Origin of the sequence: Intestinirhabdus alba (assembly GCF_009711095.1) — a bacterium.
Classification (GTDB): Bacteria; Pseudomonadota; Gammaproteobacteria; order Enterobacterales; family Enterobacteriaceae; genus Intestinirhabdus; species Intestinirhabdus alba.
Genome location: NZ_WMJZ01000027.1, coordinates 32,198 through 49,574 on the forward strand (window position 1 = coordinate 32,198; position 17,377 = coordinate 49,574).

The window sequence follows — 17,377 nt, forward strand, 5'->3', positions numbered from 1 at the left end:
CACGCATTCAACCAGGAGCAGCAGATGTGGTATCAGCAGATCCTTACGCTGAGCGCAAAGCCGCGCGGCTTTCATCTGGTCACTGACGAAATACTCGGGCAGCTTTCCGCTATGCCTCGCGTCGAAGCGGGGCTGCTTCATCTGCTGCTGCAGCATACTTCCGCCTCTCTGACGCTGAATGAGAACTGCGATCCGTCGGTACGCCGCGATATGGCGCGCTTTTTCCTGCAGGCCGTACCCGATAGTGGGTCCTATGAACATGATTATGAGGGGGCAGACGACATGCCTTCGCATATTAAGTCCTCCTTGCTGGGCGTCTCGCTGCTGCTGCCGATCGGCAAAGGGCGATTATGTCTGGGAACCTGGCAGGGTATCTGGCTCGGAGAGCATCGTAACCACGGCGGCTCGCGGCAGATTATCGCCACGCTACAGGGGGAACAGAGATGACGAATTCGGAGTTGCTACAATACTGCATGGCGAAAGCCGGTGCCGAGCAGAGCGTGCACGGCGACTGGAAAGCGACGCAGATTAAGGTGGAAGATGTGCTCTTTGCCATGGTGAAGGAGCTGGACGAACGCCCGGCGGTTGCCCTGAAAACCAGCCCGGAGCTGGCGGAGCTGCTGCGCCAGCAGCACAGCGACGTGCGCCCCAGCCGCTATCTGAATAAAGCCTACTGGAGCACGGTTTATCTGGACGGATCGCTGCCGGATTCGCAAATCTACTACCTGGTGGACGCCTCATGGCAGCTGGCGGTGAACACCCTGCCGGAAGAGAAACGCAGGCGGCTGGAGTAGACGCTATCCCCAGAGCGCGCATTTCTGGCGCGCTCTGGAGGCATCCGGTGCGGAAGGGCTAATTGCAGCACGACCGCGGGTAGCTCTTACAGAGCCGGGCCTTTACAGCATCGGCTTCAGGAAGCGGGCGGTATGCGACGCTTTACACTCTGCGACGGTTTCCGGCGTGCCGGAAACAAGAATTTCCCCACCGCCGCTGCCGCCTTCCGGGCCGAGATCGACAATCCAGTCCGCCGTTTTAATGACGTCGAGGTTGTGTTCAATCACTACGATAGTATTGCCCTGATCGCGCAACTGGTGCAGCACCTTCAGCAGCAGCTGGATATCGGCGAAGTGCAGACCGGTGGTCGGTTCGTCGAGAATATACAGCGTTTGTCCGGTGCCGCGTTTCGACAGCTCGCGCGCCAGCTTCACGCGCTGGGCCTCGCCGCCGGAGAGGGTCGTCGCCGACTGGCCGAGACGGATATAGGTCAGTCCGACGTCCATCAGGGTCTGCAGCTTGCGCGCCAGCGCCGGCACGGCGTCAAAAAACTCGCGCGCCTCCTCAATGGTCATATCCAGCACTTCGTGGATGGTCTTGCCTTTGTACTTAATTTCCAGCGTCTCGCGGTTATAGCGCTTGCCTTTACACTGATCGCAGGGAACATAGATATCCGGCAGGAAGTGCATCTCGACTTTGATTACGCCGTCGCCCTGGCAGGCTTCGCAGCGCCCGCCGCGCACGTTAAAGCTGAAGCGGCCCGGCGTGTAGCCGCGCGAGCGCGCCTCCGGCACCCCGGCAAACAGCTCGCGCACCGGCGTAAAGACGCCGGTATAAGTGGCGGGGTTAGAGCGCGGCGTGCGGCCAATGGGGCTTTGATCGATGTCGATAACCTTGTCGAAATGTTCCAGCCCCTGCACGTCGCGATAGGGTGCCGGTTCGGCGATGGTCGCGCCGTTGAGCTGGCGCTGGGCGATGGGGAACAGGGTATCGTTAATTAGCGTTGATTTGCCCGAACCAGAGACGCCGGTGATGCAGGTAAACAGACCAACCGGCAGCGTCAGGGTGACGTCCTTCAGATTGTTGCCGCGCGCCCCGGTCAGCTTCAGTACCTTTTCAGGGTTAGCGGGGACGCGCTGTTTCGGTACTTCGATCCGGCGCTTGCCGCTCATGTACTGGCCGGTCAGCGACTCCGGCACCGCCATAATCGCCTCCAGCGGCCCTTCGGCTACCACCTCGCCGCCGTGTACGCCCGCCCCCGGACCGATGTCGATAACGTGGTCGGCGGCGCGAATAGCGTCTTCGTCGTGCTCCACCACGATGACCGTGTTCCCCAGATCGCGCAGGTGAATAAGCGTGCCCAGCAGGCGCTCGTTATCGCGCTGGTGCAGGCCAATGGAGGGTTCGTCAAGCACGTACATCACGCCCACCAGCCCGGCACCGATCTGGCTGGCGAGGCGGATGCGCTGGGCTTCGCCGCCGGAGAGCGTCTCTGCCGAGCGGGAGAGCGTCAGGTAGTTCAGGCCGACGTTGACGAGGAACTTCAGGCGATCGCCAATCTCAAGCAGAATTTTTTCCGCGATCTTCGCCCGCTGGCCGGCGAGCTTCAGGTTGTTGAAGAAATCCATCGCATGGCCGATGCTCATGTCGGAAATGGTCGGCAGTGCCGTATTTTCGACGAACACATGGCGCGCCTCGCGCTTAAGGCGAGTGCCATCACAGGTGGCGCAGGGGCGGTTGCTGATAAACTTCGCCAGATCCTCGCGTACGGCGCTGGACTCCGTCTCTTTATAGCGGCGCTCCATGTTGTGCAGCACGCCCTCAAACGGATGACGACGCACCGAGGTGTCGCCGCGATCGTTCATGTATTTGAACTCAATGTTCTCTTTGCCGGAGCCGTACAGCACCACCTTATGCACGTTCGCGCTCAGGCTTGACCAGGGGGCTTCCACGTCGAACTTATAGTGCTCCGCCAGCGACTTCAGCATCTGAAAATAGTAAAAGTTACGCCGATCCCAGCCGCGGATCGCGCCGCCGGCCAGCGACAGCTCCGGATTCTGAATCACCCGATCGGGATCGAAATACTGCTGAACGCCGAGGCCGTCGCAGGTCGGGCAGGCACCCGCCGGGTTGTTGAATGAAAACAGCCGAGGCTCCAGCTCGCGCATACTGTAGCCGCAGATCGGGCAGGCGAAGTTGGCGGAGAAGAGCAGCTCTTCCGCCTGCGGATCGTCCATATCGGCAACGATCGCCGAGCCGCCGGAAAGCTCCAGCGCGGTTTCGAAAGATTCCGCCAGCCGCGTGCTGAGATCCTCGCGCACCTTAAAGCGATCGATCACCACCTCGATGGTGTGTTTCTTTTGCAGCTCAAGCTTCGGCGGATCGGACAGATCGCAGACCTCGCCGTCAATGCGGGCGCGGATATAGCCCTGGCCTGCCAGGTTCTCCAGCGTTTTAGTGTGTTCGCCTTTGCGCTCTTTAATCACCGGTGCCAGCAGCATCAGGCGATTGCCCTCCGGCTGTGACAGCACGTTATCTACCATCTGGCTGACGGTCTGCGCCGCCAGCGGGACGTCGTGATCGGGGCAGCGCGGCTCGCCGACGCGGGCGAACAGCAGGCGCAGGTAGTCATGAATTTCAGTGATGGTGCCGACCGTCGAACGCGGGTTGTGGGAGGTCGACTTCTGCTCAATCGAGATGGCGGGCGACAGCCCCTCAATGTGGTCGACGTCCGGTTTTTCCATCAGCGACAGAAACTGGCGCGCGTAGGCGGAAAGGGATTCAACGTAGCGACGCTGACCTTCGGCATACAGGGTGTCAAAAGCGAGCGAGGATTTGCCAGAACCCGAAAGCCCGGTCACGACAATCAGTTTGTCGCGTGGGATAACGAGGTTGATGTTTTTGAGATTATGGGTGCGGGCGCCCCGAACTTCGATCTTATCCATTCACCTTTCCCGATTGAAACGCTTTGCCTGGCCGCAGGGTGCTGCAGGCGAGTAAACGGTTAATTATGACACAATAAATCCTGAATGAATATACAGTATTGGAATGCAAACCGCAGGCCGTTGTGCAACAATGCGCGGTTGAAGCGGTTTCGCGCAAACCGCGTCACATCGTGGTAAAAGCGCCGCTGGTAATGCTACAATCGCGCGTTTACACTTAGAGCCTGGCCCATTAGGCCATTTTACTTGCCATTTTGAATCCGGGCAGTATCCGCAGCCCTCGCGTACTTCTGTGTACGCTCCGGTTGCTGCGCGTTGTCCGCGTTCAAACCGTGCGCCTAATGGGTTGCTCTTATACAGAAACGTTTTTCAGGAGACTCGATTATGGCCAGCAGAGGCGTAAACAAGGTTATTCTCGTAGGTAATCTGGGTCAGGACCCGGAAGTACGCTATATGCCGAGTGGCGGCGCGGTCGCTAACTTAACGCTGGCAACTTCAGAGTCCTGGCGTGACAAGCAAACCGGCGAAATGAAAGAGCAGACCGAATGGCACCGCGTGGTGATGTTCGGCAAGCTGGCGGAAGTGGCCGGTGAATATCTGCGTAAAGGCTCTCAGGTTTATATTGAAGGCCAGCTGCGTACCCGCAAATGGACCGATCAGAGCGGCCAGGATCGCTATACGACCGAGATCAACGTTCCGCAAATTGGCGGCGTGATGCAGATGCTGGGTGGTCGTCAGCAGGGTGGTAACGCGCCGGCGGGTGGTCAGCAGCAGGGCGGCTGGGGCCAGCCTCAGCAACCGCAGCAGCCGCAGGGTGGCAGCCAGTTCAGCGGCGGCGCGCAGCCTCGTCCGCAGCAGTCCGCCCCGGCAGCGCCCTCTAACGAACCGCCGATGGACTTCGACGACGATATTCCGTTCTAAGTGCGCTATTGGTAAATCAGGCGGTTAGCCTGATTTATTGCGTTAGCCGCGGGCGGTTAAAGCGCCTGTTGCAAGCCTGGCTTATCCTTACCCAGTAATGGGGTTGAACCTCGAAAGAGGGGGCGTAGCATGTCAGGAAAAGGCTGGTTGCGGGGAATAACCTACTTTGCGCCAGCCATTGCAATTCCCACAGGGTTAAGCCTGATTGGTTGAATCATAGTTCATAGTGGGTTGCGGGATGCCGTTGACTCACGGTTATTCAGGAGCCTTATCAATATTTATCCCTAAATAATTCGAGTTGCAGGACAAAACGCAGCGCGTTTTGAACAGCACACCATCTGAATCTCTATACCCGTCATACTTCAAGTTGCATGTGCGTTGGTTTTATTCGATCCTGGCGCTCAGTCCGTCGGGCCTCTGGTCCATACGCCGCAGCGTTTTATTGGCCGGCGGAAGATGCCAGCGCCTCCGGCAGCCCGACGAGGATCTCCGGATACACTCTTTCTGGCGCGTTGCGGCGGAACCGATCGTCTATGGCTCGTCTGGCCGTGAGCGGCTAAGACTCCGGGCCGTTGAGCTACTTATATTACCCGTCGCTTTTGAGATACAGGGAAAGGAAGATCTGCAAAAGCGACGGCCTTCAGGACAGCCTCAGGTCAGAACTATCGGCCACTCGGGGGGAGTCTGGCTCATGACGTCCACCATCACCGCTTCAATATTGTTCCAGATGGCGGACATATCCACCAGGGTGATACCGAGCAGGCCGGTGGCGAACCAGCAGGCCGCCGCCAGCCCCAGGCCGCTGCTGATTACCGCCAGCCCGATGTAGTCTGATTTGCGAAAACGGATATTCAGCGTGCTGGCTAAAAACATAAGTACAGCACTCAGCAGTTGCCAGCGCAGAAGAACCACGCCGGTGGTTAAGGTAGCCATGAAACATTTCCTCTGAAGGTTGCAGACGCCCTGGACAGCGCGGCATTGATACTCTGGCTATCGGTGGACATTGACAGCAACATTTAAATGAAACATCGTTTTGTTTCAAAAAATTTTGTGAACTATATCACATTTGACCGATTGTTCACCAGTCTGTCGCCTCTTTTTTAGGCACTTTTTTAACGTTTTTTAAGCGAGAGGCATAGCGAAGCGCTGCGAGAGCAATGCGGATAAGCCGTGGGCGGTGCGAAGTGAACCGTCAGTTTTTCCGGCAGAGCGGGAATAAGGGAGGAGAGCGGCGTCGATAAATTCAATCTCAGGGCGTCTGTCGCCTGAAAAGGCTGCCCGCGCCGGGGATGCCGGGCGGGCGGAGGAGCTACAGGCGATGACGATAATCGCTGGGCGTGCGGTCAAATTCGCGGCGGAAGACGCGCGAAAAAGTCTGCTGCGAGACGTAGCCTAAATCCATGGCGATGTCGAAGATGGGGCGCTCGGTGGTGCGTAGTTCCACGGCGGCCAGCAGCAGCCGCCGCTGGCGAATGTAATCGCCCAGCGTCTGGTGCATCACCGTGCGGAACATCCGCTGTAAATACCACTTGGAATAACCGGATTTCTTAGCGACCACATCAATGTTCAGCGGTTGATCGATATGTTCATCAATCCATTCAATAAGGGTCTGAATAATTTGCTGATGGGACATACTGCTGCCTCTTTCTGTGTGTTCGATTCGTCGTTTTGTCTGAGAGCGAGTATAATTCCTCAAGTTAACTTGAGGTAAAGAGGTTTATGGAAAATAAATTACCCCGTATCAAGCCCCTGCTGACGCCGGGAGAAGTGGCCCGACGCAGCGGCGTGGCGGTATCGGCACTGCATTTCTATGAAAGTAAGGGGCTGATCACCAGCATCCGTAACGGCGGCAATCAGCGGCGATATAAGCGAGATGTGCTGCGCTATGTGGCGATTATCAAAATTGCCCAGCGCATTGGCATCCCGCTGGCGACCATCGGCGAAGCGTTCAGCGTGCTGCCGGAAGGGCATACCCTCAGCGCGAAGGAGTGGGCGATGCTCTCCTCCCGCTGGCGCGAAGAGCTGGACCGGCGGATTAATACCCTCGTCGTGCTGCGCGATGAGCTGGATACCTGTATCGGCTGCGGCTGCCTGTCGCGCAGCGACTGCCCTTTGCGCAACCCTGGCGATCGGCTCGGCGCACAGGGAACGGGGGCGCGGCTGCTGGAGGATGACTAAACGGGAGGCATAATAGCGACAGTTACAGAGGCCGGCGTTCCTGCATCAGCCATACGCCGGTGGTGCAGATCGGTCTCTGATGGTGAAATCCCTTCCTCTCCGGGCGCTATTTCCTGGCGTTAACGGAGGAAAACAACGGGAGAACCCCATGCTGACGGGGCATTACCTGAATCAGTCCCGCTCTCAGCGCATCCTCCTGGCGCTGGAGGCGCTGTCGCTGCCTTACCGGATCGTTCCCTGTCAGCGAGAAGAAAACATGCTGGCACCGCCCGCGCTGAAAAAGGTGCATCTGCCGGGTAAATCGTCGGTGGTGGAGGATGACGGTGCCATTTTTGCGGAATCTGGTGCCATCCTTGAGTATCTGCAGGAAACCTACGATGCCGACGGGTGGCTCAGGCCTGCCAGCGCGGCGGGACGGCGCGAGTATCGATTCTGGCTGCGCTACGCCGAGGAGTCGCCGGTGTCGCTGCTGTTAATGTAGCCTGGGTTGTCGGGCTTGAACGTCGTTCAACTACGTCCTGCGTCTTGATTACGTGCTTCTGGCACTGCGTCGACGCCACGCCCGGTTAAGGAACACAGCCTGGCATGGCCGATATTCAGATGAGCTTTCCGCCGTTTGCCCTGCTTTCGCAGGGAGGCATTGACGACGTCAGCCACATTCGCGCATGGAAAAAGCGGGTGGAGATTCGCCCGGCCTGACAGCGCACCGTGCAGCAGGGCGGCCCGTTTGAGATCCCCGGCGGCTACTGTTTTTTGCGTCACGAACGACAGGCGGCGCTGCCGAAGCGGCTCCATGCGGTAACGTTTGCGCTTCTGCCGGTGATTTTCTCGCCGTTAAGGCAGAAAAAGCGTAAAAAGCGGCAAAGTTATGTTGAAAATCCCCTGAGAATCGCCGGATAATCGTTTGCTTTTTTTTACACCCGTTTGCTATGCGCGGAGCTAAACGTTTGCTTTTTTGCGGTGCCCCTTTTGCTGCAGACCTGGCTCAGGAAGATGACGTTTCGCTGGCAGTGGAGTGTCCACCACGCATAGCGGACGCAAAATAAACTCTCAGGGGATGTTTTCTATGTCTACGCCTTCAGCGCGTACCGGCGGTTCACTCGACGCCTGGTTTAAAATTTCACAGCGGGGAAGCACCGTTCGTCAGGAGATGGTTGCCGGTTTAACGACTTTTCTCGCCATGGTCTACTCCGTTATCGTCGTGCCAGGGATGCTGGGCAAGGCCGGTTTCCCGCCCGCAGCGGTATTTGTGTCGACCTGCCTGGTGGCGGGCGTTGGCTCCATTGCGATGGGGCTGTGGGCGAACCTGCCGCTGGCCATCGGCTGCGCCATTTCGCTGACCGCCTTTACCGCCTTCAGCCTGGTGCTGGGCCAGCACATCAGCGTGCCGGTCGCCCTTGGCGCGGTGTTCCTGATGGGGATTCTGTTTACCATTATCTCTGCCACCGGCATCCGCAGCTGGATTTTGCGCAACCTGCCTCAGGGCGTGGCGCAGGGTACTGGTATCGGTATCGGGTTGTTTCTGCTGCTGATTGCGGCGAACGGCGTGGGGCTGGTGATTAAAAACCCGCTGGACGGCCTGCCGGTCGCCCTGGGGAGCTTCGATACCTTTCCGGTCATTATGTCGCTGCTTGGCCTGGCGACCATTATCGGCCTGGAAAAGCGAAAGGTGCCGGGCGGCATTCTGCTGACCATTATCGGGATCTCAATTATCGGCCTGATTTTCGATCCCGCCGTGCGCTTCTCTGGCATCTTCGCCATGCCTTCCCTGAGCGATGACAACGGTAATTCGCTGATCGGCAGCCTGGATATTATGGGCGCGCTGCAGCCGGTCGTGCTGCCGAGCGTGCTGGCGCTGGTGATGACCGCCGTGTTTGACGCCACCGGCACCATTCGCGCGGTGGCCGGGCAGGCGAATCTGCTGGATAAAGACGGCCAGATTATCGACGGCGGGAAGGCCCTGACCACTGACTCCCTGAGCAGCGTCTTTTCCGGCCTGGTCGGCGCAGCGCCGGCGGCGGTGTACATCGAGTCGGCGGCGGGAACCGCGGCGGGCGGTAAAACCGGCCTGACGGCAATTGTCGTCGGCGTGCTGTTCCTGCTGATCCTGTTTCTCTCTCCGCTCTCTTATCTGGTGCCCGCCTATGCCACGGCCCCGGCGCTGATGTACGTGGGCCTGCTGATGCTGAGCAACGTGGCGAGAATTGACTTTGCGGATTTTGTGGACGCAATGGCGGGGCTGGTGACGGCGGTATTTATCGTGCTGACCTGCAACATTGTGACCGGCATTATGATCGGCTTTGCCACCCTGGTGGTTGGCCGGGTGATTTCCGGCGAGTGGCGTAAGCTGAATATCGGTACGGTGGTTATCGCTATCGCGCTGGTTGCCTTCTACGCGGGCGGTTGGGCTATCTGATCTGGGGGCTGAGTCTGAAAACGGACGGCTTTTGCCGTTCGTTTGTATTTTAAAGACCCATTTCACCGACTTTTGCGATACTCTGGGGGAGAGAGTATTGAGGCACGACGCCTCTTGTTGTCGATCAAAAACATTGCAAACAGGGAACGCATGGAAATATTTTTTACAATACTGATTATGACCCTTCTGGTCTCGCTGTCGGGGGTTGTTACCCGCGTATTACCTTTTCAGGTTCCTTTACCCCTTATGCAGATCCTTATTGGCGCTGCGCTGGCCTGGCCGACGTTTGGCCTGCACGTCGAATTCGATCCTGAGCTGTTCCTGCTTTTGTTTATCCCGCCGCTGCTGTTTGCCGACGGCTGGAAAACGCCGACCCGGGAATTTATTGAACACGGGCGAGAGATTTTTGGCCTTGCGCTGGCGCTGGTGGTGGTCACCGTGGTCGGGATCGGCTTCCTTATTTACTGGACGGTGCCGGGCATTCCGCTGATTCCGGCCTTCGCGCTGGCGGCGGTGCTGTCGCCAACCGATGCGGTAGCGCTCTCCGGCATCGTCGGTGAAGGGCGCATTCCGAAGAAAATTATGGGCATCCTGCAGGGCGAGGCGCTAATGAACGACGCCTCCGGCCTGGTGTCGCTGAAGTTTGCCGTCGCCGTGGCGATGGGCACGATGGTGTTTACCGTCGGCGGGGCCACCGTTGAGTTCTTCAAGGTGGCGATTGGCGGTATCCTCGCCGGGTTTGTGGTCAGCTGGCTCTATGGTCGCTCCCTGCGCTTTCTCAGCCGCTGGGGTGGGGATGAGCCGGCGACGCAAATCGTGCTGCTGTTCCTGCTGCCGTTCGCCTCCTACCTGATTGCCGAACATATCGGTTTCTCCGGCATTCTGGCCGCGGTGGCCGCCGGGATGACCATCACCCGCTCCGGCGTGATGCGTCGGGCACCGCTGGCGATGCGCCTGCGCGCCAACAGCACCTGGGCGATGCTGGAGTTTGTCTTTAACGGCATGGTATTCCTGCTGCTGGGCCTGCAACTGCCGGGAATCCTTGAGTCCTCGCTGATGTCGGCGGAGGCCGATCCGAACGTGGAGATCTGGATGCTGTTCACCGACATTGCGCTGATCTACGGGGCGCTGATGCTGGTACGCTTCGGCTGGCTGTGGACGATGAAAAATTTCAGCGTCCGCTTCCTGAAGAGGAAGCCAATGGAGTTTGGCTCCTGGTCCACGCGCGAAATTCTGATCGCCTCCTTTGCGGGGGTGCGCGGCGCTATTACGCTTGCCGGCGTGCTCTCAATTCCGCTGCTGTTGCCGGACGGCAACGCCTTCCCGGCGCGCTATGAGCTGGTTTTCCTCGCCACCGGCGTGATTCTGTTCTCGCTGATCGTCGGCGTGGTGATGCTGCCGCTCCTGTTGCAGAGCGTGGTGGTAGCCGACCACTCTCAGCAGATGAAAGAGGAGCGCGTTGCCCGTGCGGCGACGGCGGAGGTGGCGATTGTCGCTATCCAGAAAATGGAAGAACGGCTGGCGGCGGATACTGAAGAAAACATTGATAATCAGCTGCTGACCGAGGTGAGTTCGCGCGTTATCGGCAATTTGCGCCGCCGCGCCGATGGCCGGAACGACGTGGAGAGCACCATCCAGGAGGAGAACCTGGAGCGGCGATTCCGCCTGGCGGCGCTGCGTTCGGAGCGTGCCGAGCTGTACCACCTGCGCGCCACGCGCGAAATCAGTAACGAGACGCTGCAGAAGCTGCTCCACGATCTGGATCTGATGGAAGCGCTGCTGATCGAAAATAAGTAGACCCGTAGTCCGGAAGCGTCGCGCTTACCGGGCATCGGCGTGGTGCAACGGGCAGGCTGTTCGAGGCCTGTCCGGCGCGCGGCGGGTCACGCCGTTTTACTGCTCCTGCGTTAGCCAGAACCCTTCGCAGCATTTCAACCACGCCCTGGCGCTGTGCGACAAATAGACGCCATCGCGCCAGATCATACCCAGCTGCCAGCGCAGCTCGCTCTCCAGCGGGATCCAGCGCAGCGTGTTTTTGTCCAGCCGCTGGCAGATAGGCTCCGGCAGAATGGCGATGCCAACGCCCGCCTGTACCATCGCCGCGAGAAAGTCCCACTGGCCGCTGCGCACCGCGATGCGCGGCTTGACGTTATGCTCGTTGAACAGCCGCATCAGCTGGCGGCTCAGCGCGAAGTCTTCGTTATAGATCAGCAGCGGATGTTCCGTTAGCGCTTCCGGCGAGACGGATTTGCACGTTGCCCACTTACCTGAACGCGGTACCAGCACGCACAGCGGGTGGCTGAACAGCGGCAGCGTCGCCAGCCTGCTCTCTTCTTCTACCGGCAGCGCGGTCATCGCCACGTCCAGCTCGCCGTTCATTACCGCCTGCTGTACGGTCAGGCCGCCAAATTCGGCGATTTTCAGCTCCACGCCGGGATAGCGCTGGCGAAACAGGCCGATCGGGCCGGCCATCAGCATACCGACCATCGGCGGAATGCCCAGGCGCAGCAGGCCCTTGTTGAGATGGTTTATATCACCCAGCTCCGCCTCCAGCTGGCGAAATTCCGCGAGGATCGCCAGGCCGCGCTCAAATACCACCTGTCCGGTATCGGTCAACAGAAGCCGCCGTCCGTCGCGGATCAGCAGCGTACAGTTAAGCTCATCCTCAAGATTTTTCAGCATTTTGCTGATGGTCGGCTGGGTGACAAACAGCTTCTCCGCTGCGCGGGTGAAGCTCTGCTGGCGTACCACCTCAACGAAATAACGCAGCGTTCTGATGTCCATAATTATTCCTCGAATCTATAACTTCGATGATTTTAATTCATTTCAGTTGCGGAAGGGGAAAGCCGTGCGGGTAATTTCTATAAATTTTCAGGCTGCGGCAGGCTCAGGTAAAAAGGGCCAATTCAGCGTGCCGTTTGGCCGCGCGGTCCCGGCGTCAGGGGGAGCATCTTATGATGGCGCTTTGGGAGTGGCCTTTTGTGGGGGCGGTCATGACACCGCCGTTTCAGCGGCCATGCGCTTTCGGTGGGGCAGAGATTATCGTCGGGGAGGTGCGCCGGGTTCCCGTCTCACTTTCTAAAAGGAGCGGAAGCTAGCTCCTGCGCCAAAGGCTTCCCGTCCGGGCTTCTGCGGGCGGGCCGTGGCTGCACCTGAAGGGTACGCCGACAGGCGGATGCCATCAGGTGCCGGAAGGGGGCGTTTATACGCTTATTTTTTCTTACCCATCAGCGACTTTAAGTCGGCAAAGGGATTATAGGTTGCCGCCCCGACATCTTTTTGCGCATCCTCTCCTGCCACAACGGTGGTGCCGTACTGGTCGGCCTCGGTGTACTTTGAGTGTTCATGATCGTGACAGTACAGGCACAGCAGCTCCCAGTTGCTGCCGTCTTCCGGGTTGTTGGTATGATCGTGATCGATATGATGGACCGTTAATTCGCGAAGGTTTGAGTAAACAAACTCCCGCGAGCAACGCCCGCAAACCCAGGGATAGATTTTTAGCGCTTTTTCACGATAGCCGCTTTCCAGCTGCCGGTAGTTTTTGGGGATCAGAGCCATTGCCGATGCTGCCTGTTATAAAAAGAGGGTTTTTTACTATATCCCATTCCGGGTGGGAAAGAGAATTTTCGACGTGCCCGGCAGCCGCATCATGCAGTGCGATCGCGGAGGGAGCGGGGCGCGACGCAAAAGGACGGGGGATGAAGAAATTCCCGGCCGCTGCGGCCGGGGAGTAGCAGGGAGGCTAGTGAGCGCGGCCCTGTTCGATGCCGATACCGGTTTGCGATCGGATAAACTGGGCGCGGAACTGTTCGCGCTCGCGGTTACCTTCCGCCGAATTATCGGTGGCGGAGAAGAGCCAGATGCCAATAAAGGCCACCGCAATAGAGAACAGCGCCGGATATTCATACGGGAAGATCGCGGTAGGGTGGCCGAGCACCTGCACCCAGACGGTAGGCCCCAGAATCATCAGCACCACCGCGGTCAGCAGCCCCAGCCAGCCGCCAATCATCGCGCCACGGGTGGTCAGCTTTGACCAGTACATAGAGAGCAAAATAATCGGGAAGTTACAGCTGGCGGCAATGGAGAAGGCCAGCCCGACCATAAAGGCGATGTTCTGATTCTCAAACAGGATGCCCAGCAGGATCGCCACCAGCCCCAGCACCAGCACGGTGATTTTTGAGACCCTCAGCTCCTGGCGTTCCGTCGCGCCTTTGCGGAAAACGTTGGCGTACAGGTCATGGGAAACCGCCGAGGCACCCGCCAGCGTCAGCCCGGCCACCACCGCGAGGATGGTGGCAAAGGCGACCGCCGAAATAAAGCCGAGGAACAGGTTACCGCCCACCGCGTCTGCCAGATGGACTGCCGCCATATTATTGCCGCCAATCAGCGCGCCCGCCGCATCTTTAAACGCCGGATTGGCACCGACCAGCACGATCGCGCCGAAGCCAATAATAAAGGTCAGGATATAGAAATAGCCCATAAAGCCGGTGGCGTAGAAGACGCTCTTGCGCGCCTCGCGGGCGTCGCTGACCGTAAAGAAGCGCATCAGAATATGCGGTAGTCCGGCGGTGCCGAACATCAGGCCGAGGCCGAGTGAGAGCGCGGAGATCGGGTCTTTCACCAGCCCGCCGGGGCTCATAATGGCCGCTCCCTTCGGGTGAACCGCCATCGCTTGCGTAAATAGTCTGTCGAAGCTGAAGCCGACGTGCTTCATTACCATAAAGGCCATAAAGCTGGCACCAAACAGCAGCAGCACCGCCTTGATGATCTGCACCCAGGTGGTGGCCAGCATTCCGCCGAACAGGACGTACAGCACCATCAGCGCGCCGACCAGCACCACCGCCACGTGGTAGTTCAGGCCGAACAGCAGCTCAATAAGTTTACCGGCACCGACCATCTGCGCGATGAGATAGAGCGCCACCACCACCAGCGAGCCGCAGGCGGAGAGAATGCGGATCGGGCCTTGCTTCAGGCGGTAGGAGGCTACGTCGGCAAAGGTATAGCGGCCGAGATTGCGCAGGCGCTCCGCGATCAGGAACAGAATGATCGGCCAGCCGACGAGGAAGCCCAGCGAGTAGATCAGCCCGTCGTAGCCGGAGGTGTAGACCAGTGCGGAAATGCCCAGGAACGAGGCCGCCGACATAAAGTCACCGGAGATCGCCAGCCCGTTCTGAAAGCCGGTAATGTTGCCGCCCGCGGTATAATAGTCGCTGCGCGAGCGCACGCGCCGGGAGGCCCACCAGGTGATATAGAGCGTAAAGCCGACGAAGATCAGGAACATAATAATCGCCTGCCAGTTGGTCGGCTGACGTTCAACCGCTCCGCTGATAGCCTCCGCCGCGCCGGCGGCGAAGGGGAGTGCGGCGACCAGCGCCGTCAGAACTCGCTTCATCATGCTTTTACCTCATGCAGAACCGCATTGTTAAGGCGATCGAACTCGCCGTTCGCCCGCCAGACGTAGACGCCGGTCAGAATAAATGAGATCACAATCACGCCGATGCCAATTGGAATGCCGCGCGTGACGCTGGTGCCCGCGTGCAGCGGCGTCCCCAGCCACTGCGGCGCGAAGGCGATCAGTAAAATAAAGCCGACGTAAACGATCAGCACGATCAGGGAAAGCGTAAAAGCGAACCGTTGCCGTTTTTTGACCAGTTCCCTGAAATGCGCGCTCTCATCTATCCGGCGATAAATTGGGTCATTCATCACAGAAGCTCTCCAGAGGTAACCCCGTCGTTTTTCGCGCTGTACACCGGCGCAGCTCCTGTTGATCTGCGGCGCAAAATGCTACGGGAAGGTTTATTATCATTGCCCTCACCCGGTCCGGGAGAGGGCGGACAGGATTCAGGACGGCATGACGATGGCCTGCTTCTCTTCGAGCAGTTTCTCCACCACGCCGGGATCGGCAAGGGTTGAGGTATCGCCCAGATTGCTGGTGTCGCCCGCCGCGATCTTGCGCAGAATGCGGCGCATAATCTTGCCGGAGCGGGTTTTGGGCAGCGAGTCGGTCCAGTGCAGCACGTCCGGCGTTGCCAGAGGGCCAATCTCTTTGCGCACCCAGTTGCGCACCTCGGCGTACAGCTCCGGCGACGGCTCTTCGCCGTGGTTCAGCGTGACGTAGGCGTAAATCGCCTGGCCCTTGATGCTATGCGGAATGCCGACCACCGCGGCTTCGGCGACCTTCGGATGCGCCACCAGCGCCGACTCGATCTCCGCCGTGCCCAGCCGGTGGCCGGAGACGTTCAGCACGTCGTCCACGCGGCCGGTGATCCAGTAGTAGCCGTCTTCGTCACGACGCGCGCCGTCGCCGCTGAAGTACATGTTTTTAAAGGTGGAAAAGTAGGTCTGCTCAAAGCGCGCGTGGTCGCCGAACAGCGTGCGCGCCTGGCCCGGCCAGGAGTCAATAATCGCCAGGTTGCCCTCGGTGGCCCCCTCCAGCGGCGTGCCTTCGTTATCCACCAGCGCCGGACGCACGCCAAAGAACGGCAGCGTCGCCGAGCCGGCCTTCAGCTCGGTGGCCCCCGGCAGCGGCGCAATCATAAAGCCGCCGGTTTCGGTCTGCCACCATGTGTCCATCACCGGGCACTTTCCGTTGCCGATCTTCTTCCAGTACCACTCCCACGCCTCCGGGTTAATCGGTTCGCCCACCGATCCGAGGATGCGCAGCGAGGAGCGGTCGGTGCCGGCAATCGCTTTATCGCCTTCGGCCATCAGGGCGCGGATCGCGGTCGGTGCGGTATACAGAATGTTGACCTGATGCTTGTCCACCACCTGCGCCATCCGTGCAGGCGTCGGCCAGTTGGGCACGCCTTCGAACATCAGCGTCGTGGCACCGCAGGCCAGCGGGCCGTACAGCAGGTAGCTATGCCCGGTGACCCAGCCGACGTCGGCGGTGCACCAGTAGATGTCGCCCGGATGGTAGTCGAAGACATACTTAAAAGTGATCGCGGCATAGACCAGGTAGCCACCGGTGGTGTGCAGTACGCCCTTCGGTTTACCGGTTGAGCCGGAGGTATAGAGGATGAAAAGCGGATCTTCGGCGTTCATTTCCGCGGGCTGGTGGCGATCGTCGGCCTTGTCCATCAGCGCGTCCCACCACAGGTCGCGCCCCTCCTGCCAGTCAATTTCGCCGCCGGTCCGCTTCAGCACCACCACGTGCTCAATGCTCTTTACGTTCGGGTTTTTTAACGCATCATCGACGTTTTTCTTCAGCGGGATGCTGCGCCCGGCGCGCACCCCTTCGTCGGCGGTGATCGCCAGCCGGGCGCTGGAGTCGATAATGCGTCCGGCGACGGCCTCCGGTGAGAAGCCGCCGAAGATGACCGAGTGCACCGCGCCGATGCGCGCGCAGGCCAGCATCGCCACCGCCGCTTCCGGCACCATCGGTATGTAGATCGCCACCACATCGCCCTTTTGCACCCCCAGCTCCAGCAGGACGTTGGCAAAGCGGCAGACGTCGCGATGCAGCTCGCGATAGCTGATATGTTTACTCTGCGCGGCGTCATCGCCTTCCCAGATGATGGCGGTGCGATCGCCGTGCTCCGCCAGGTGGCGGTCCAGACAGTTGGCCGCCAGGTTCAGAGTGCCGTCTTCGTACCACTTAATAGAGATATTGCCCGGCGCAAAGGAGGTATTTTTTACCCGGTGATACGGTTTTATCCACTCGAGGATTTTCCCCTGCTCCGCCCAGAAGGTATCCGGATCGTTAATAGATTGTTGGTACATCTCTGAATACTGCTTCGGATTTATCAGGCAGCGGTCCGCAATGTCAGCGGGAATAGTGTGTTTGTGTAATTGGCTCATGGTTATTGTTCTCCTCGCAGAATGTTAAGAATATGTCGATAAAAAGTTAAATACAGCGATGGCGGCAGAATTGTTTAGTATTTGCGCGGCAGATCACGCAATAGCGGGGCGGTACAAATAACAGGCAACGTATTTTTTGCAGAACAGCGGAGAAACTTTCGTAATGCGTTGTGCAACAGGCGGTTATAAATGGGTGGCAAAAAGCGATCGGGATCTAAAAATGAAGGGATGAAGGGGGCGTTTAGCTCGAAAGTGGTATTTTACATGCACTTACAATTGATTAAAGACAATATTTTATTTGTGGTTTTTTGTTACACATTAACGGGAGTAATGTCATGACGTTAGC

General features: G+C 58.9%; 14 protein-coding genes and 1 pseudogene. 7 read left to right on the plus strand and 8 right to left on the minus strand.

The annotated features are described in order from the left end of the window. Window positions 1-24: 24 nt before the first annotated feature. Window positions 25-447: a secondary thiamine-phosphate synthase enzyme YjbQ gene (locus GJV78_RS17260; protein ID WP_155109508.1), complete on the plus strand. Its 423-nt coding sequence runs from the start codon at window positions 25-27 to the stop codon at window positions 445-447. Next, entirely contained in the window at window positions 444-794 is a 351-nt protein-coding gene (locus GJV78_RS17265) for an MmcQ/YjbR family DNA-binding protein (RefSeq protein WP_155109509.1), read from the plus strand. Before GJV78_RS17260 ends, GJV78_RS17265 begins: the two co-directional genes overlap by 4 nt. A gap of 102 nt (window positions 795-896) precedes the next feature. Here the strand turns inward: GJV78_RS17265 and uvrA are convergent, their stop codons facing one another. Continuing rightward, window positions 897-3,719: an excinuclease ABC subunit UvrA gene (uvrA, locus tag GJV78_RS17270; protein WP_155109510.1), complete on the minus strand. Its 2,823-nt coding sequence runs from the start codon at window positions 3,717-3,719 to the stop codon at window positions 897-899. 381 nt (window positions 3,720-4,100) lie between these two features. Between uvrA and ssb1 the strand changes: the two genes are divergently transcribed. Continuing rightward, window positions 4,101-4,637: a single-stranded DNA-binding protein SSB1 gene (gene ssb1, locus GJV78_RS17275; RefSeq protein WP_155109511.1), complete on the plus strand. Its 537-nt coding sequence runs from the start codon at window positions 4,101-4,103 to the stop codon at window positions 4,635-4,637. Between the two features lie 651 nt (window positions 4,638-5,288). Here ssb1 and GJV78_RS17280 read toward each other — a convergent pair. Beyond that, window positions 5,289-5,570 carry a YjcB family protein gene (locus GJV78_RS17280; protein WP_155109512.1) on the minus strand — a complete coding sequence of 94 codons (282 nt, stop codon included), beginning with the start codon at window positions 5,568-5,570 and terminating at the stop codon, window positions 5,289-5,291. 376 nt (window positions 5,571-5,946) lie between these two features. Beyond that, window positions 5,947-6,270 (minus strand): superoxide response transcriptional regulator SoxS, encoded by a 324-nt coding sequence (soxS, locus tag GJV78_RS17285; protein WP_012134599.1) that lies wholly within the window; start codon window positions 6,268-6,270, stop codon window positions 5,947-5,949. A gap of 86 nt (window positions 6,271-6,356) precedes the next feature. On the opposite strand from soxS, the gene soxR reads away from it, so the two are divergent. The 4 genes and pseudogenes from soxR (at window position 6,357) to GJV78_RS17305 (ending at window position 11,028) form a co-directional block, all read left to right on the plus strand. Beyond that, window positions 6,357-6,815, plus strand: a complete 459-nt coding sequence (soxR, locus tag GJV78_RS17290) for a redox-sensitive transcriptional activator SoxR (protein WP_155109513.1) — start codon at window positions 6,357-6,359, stop codon at window positions 6,813-6,815. A gap of 148 nt (window positions 6,816-6,963) precedes the next feature. Next, a pseudogene (locus GJV78_RS17295) lies at window positions 6,964-7,514 on the plus strand (glutathione S-transferase). Window positions 7,515-7,881: 367 nt separating this feature from the next. Continuing rightward, window positions 7,882-9,231 carry an NCS2 family permease gene (locus tag GJV78_RS17300; protein WP_155109514.1) on the plus strand — a complete coding sequence of 450 codons (1,350 nt, stop codon included), beginning with the start codon at window positions 7,882-7,884 and terminating at the stop codon, window positions 9,229-9,231. Between the two features lie 150 nt (window positions 9,232-9,381). Beyond that, window positions 9,382-11,028, plus strand: coding sequence for a Na+/H+ antiporter (locus tag GJV78_RS17305; protein ID WP_155109515.1), 1,647 nt, complete (start codon window positions 9,382-9,384; stop codon window positions 11,026-11,028). 96 nt (window positions 11,029-11,124) lie between these two features. On the opposite strand, the gene GJV78_RS17310 is transcribed toward GJV78_RS17305, so the two are convergent. The 5 genes from GJV78_RS17310 to acs form a co-directional block, all read right to left on the minus strand. Next, a complete protein-coding gene (locus GJV78_RS17310; RefSeq protein WP_155109516.1) occupies window positions 11,125-12,015 on the minus strand; it encodes a LysR family transcriptional regulator in 891 nt (296 codons plus the stop codon). A gap of 426 nt (window positions 12,016-12,441) precedes the next feature. Further along, window positions 12,442-12,789, minus strand: a complete 348-nt coding sequence (gene yajD, locus GJV78_RS17315) for an HNH nuclease YajD (RefSeq protein WP_155109517.1) — start codon at window positions 12,787-12,789, stop codon at window positions 12,442-12,444. Between the two features lie 184 nt (window positions 12,790-12,973). Further along, on the minus strand, window positions 12,974-14,623 hold the full coding sequence (gene actP, locus GJV78_RS17320; RefSeq protein WP_155109531.1) for a cation/acetate symporter ActP: 1,650 nt from the start codon (window positions 14,621-14,623) through the stop codon (window positions 12,974-12,976). Further along, window positions 14,623-14,934: a DUF485 domain-containing protein gene (locus tag GJV78_RS17325; RefSeq protein ID WP_155109518.1), complete on the minus strand. Its 312-nt coding sequence runs from the start codon at window positions 14,932-14,934 to the stop codon at window positions 14,623-14,625. The genes actP and GJV78_RS17325 overlap by 1 nt, the downstream gene beginning before the upstream one ends. 138 nt (window positions 14,935-15,072) lie before the next feature. Then, window positions 15,073-17,031, minus strand: coding sequence for an acetate--CoA ligase (gene acs, locus GJV78_RS17330; RefSeq protein ID WP_155109519.1), 1,959 nt, complete (start codon window positions 17,029-17,031; stop codon window positions 15,073-15,075). Between the last annotated feature and the right edge of the window lie 346 nt (window positions 17,032-17,377).

Coding starts and splice junctions, on each gene's coding strand:
- GJV78_RS17325 (WP_155109518.1), bottom strand. CDS start 14,934: ATGAATGACCCAATTTATCGCCGGATAGATGAGAGCGCGCATTTCAGG.
- GJV78_RS17280 (WP_155109512.1), bottom strand. CDS start 5,570: ATGGCTACCTTAACCACCGGCGTGGTTCTTCTGCGCTGGCAACTGCTG.
- GJV78_RS17305 (WP_155109515.1), top strand. CDS start 9,382: ATGGAAATATTTTTTACAATACTGATTATGACCCTTCTGGTCTCGCTG.
- soxR (WP_155109513.1), top strand. CDS start 6,357: ATGGAAAATAAATTACCCCGTATCAAGCCCCTGCTGACGCCGGGAGAA.
- GJV78_RS17265 (WP_155109509.1), top strand. CDS start 444: ATGACGAATTCGGAGTTGCTACAATACTGCATGGCGAAAGCCGGTGCC.
- GJV78_RS17310 (WP_155109516.1), bottom strand. CDS start 12,015: ATGGACATCAGAACGCTGCGTTATTTCGTTGAGGTGGTACGCCAGCAG.
- yajD (WP_155109517.1), bottom strand. CDS start 12,789: ATGGCTCTGATCCCCAAAAACTACCGGCAGCTGGAAAGCGGCTATCGT.
- GJV78_RS17260 (WP_155109508.1), top strand. CDS start 25: ATGTGGTATCAGCAGATCCTTACGCTGAGCGCAAAGCCGCGCGGCTTT.
- ssb1 (WP_155109511.1), top strand. CDS start 4,101: ATGGCCAGCAGAGGCGTAAACAAGGTTATTCTCGTAGGTAATCTGGGT.
- GJV78_RS17300 (WP_155109514.1), top strand. CDS start 7,882: ATGTCTACGCCTTCAGCGCGTACCGGCGGTTCACTCGACGCCTGGTTT.
- uvrA (WP_155109510.1), bottom strand. CDS start 3,719: ATGGATAAGATCGAAGTTCGGGGCGCCCGCACCCATAATCTCAAAAAC.
- actP (WP_155109531.1), bottom strand. CDS start 14,623: ATGAAGCGAGTTCTGACGGCGCTGGTCGCCGCACTCCCCTTCGCCGCC.
- acs (WP_155109519.1), bottom strand. CDS start 17,031: ATGAGCCAATTACACAAACACACTATTCCCGCTGACATTGCGGACCGC.
- soxS (WP_012134599.1), bottom strand. CDS start 6,270: ATGTCCCATCAGCAAATTATTCAGACCCTTATTGAATGGATTGATGAA.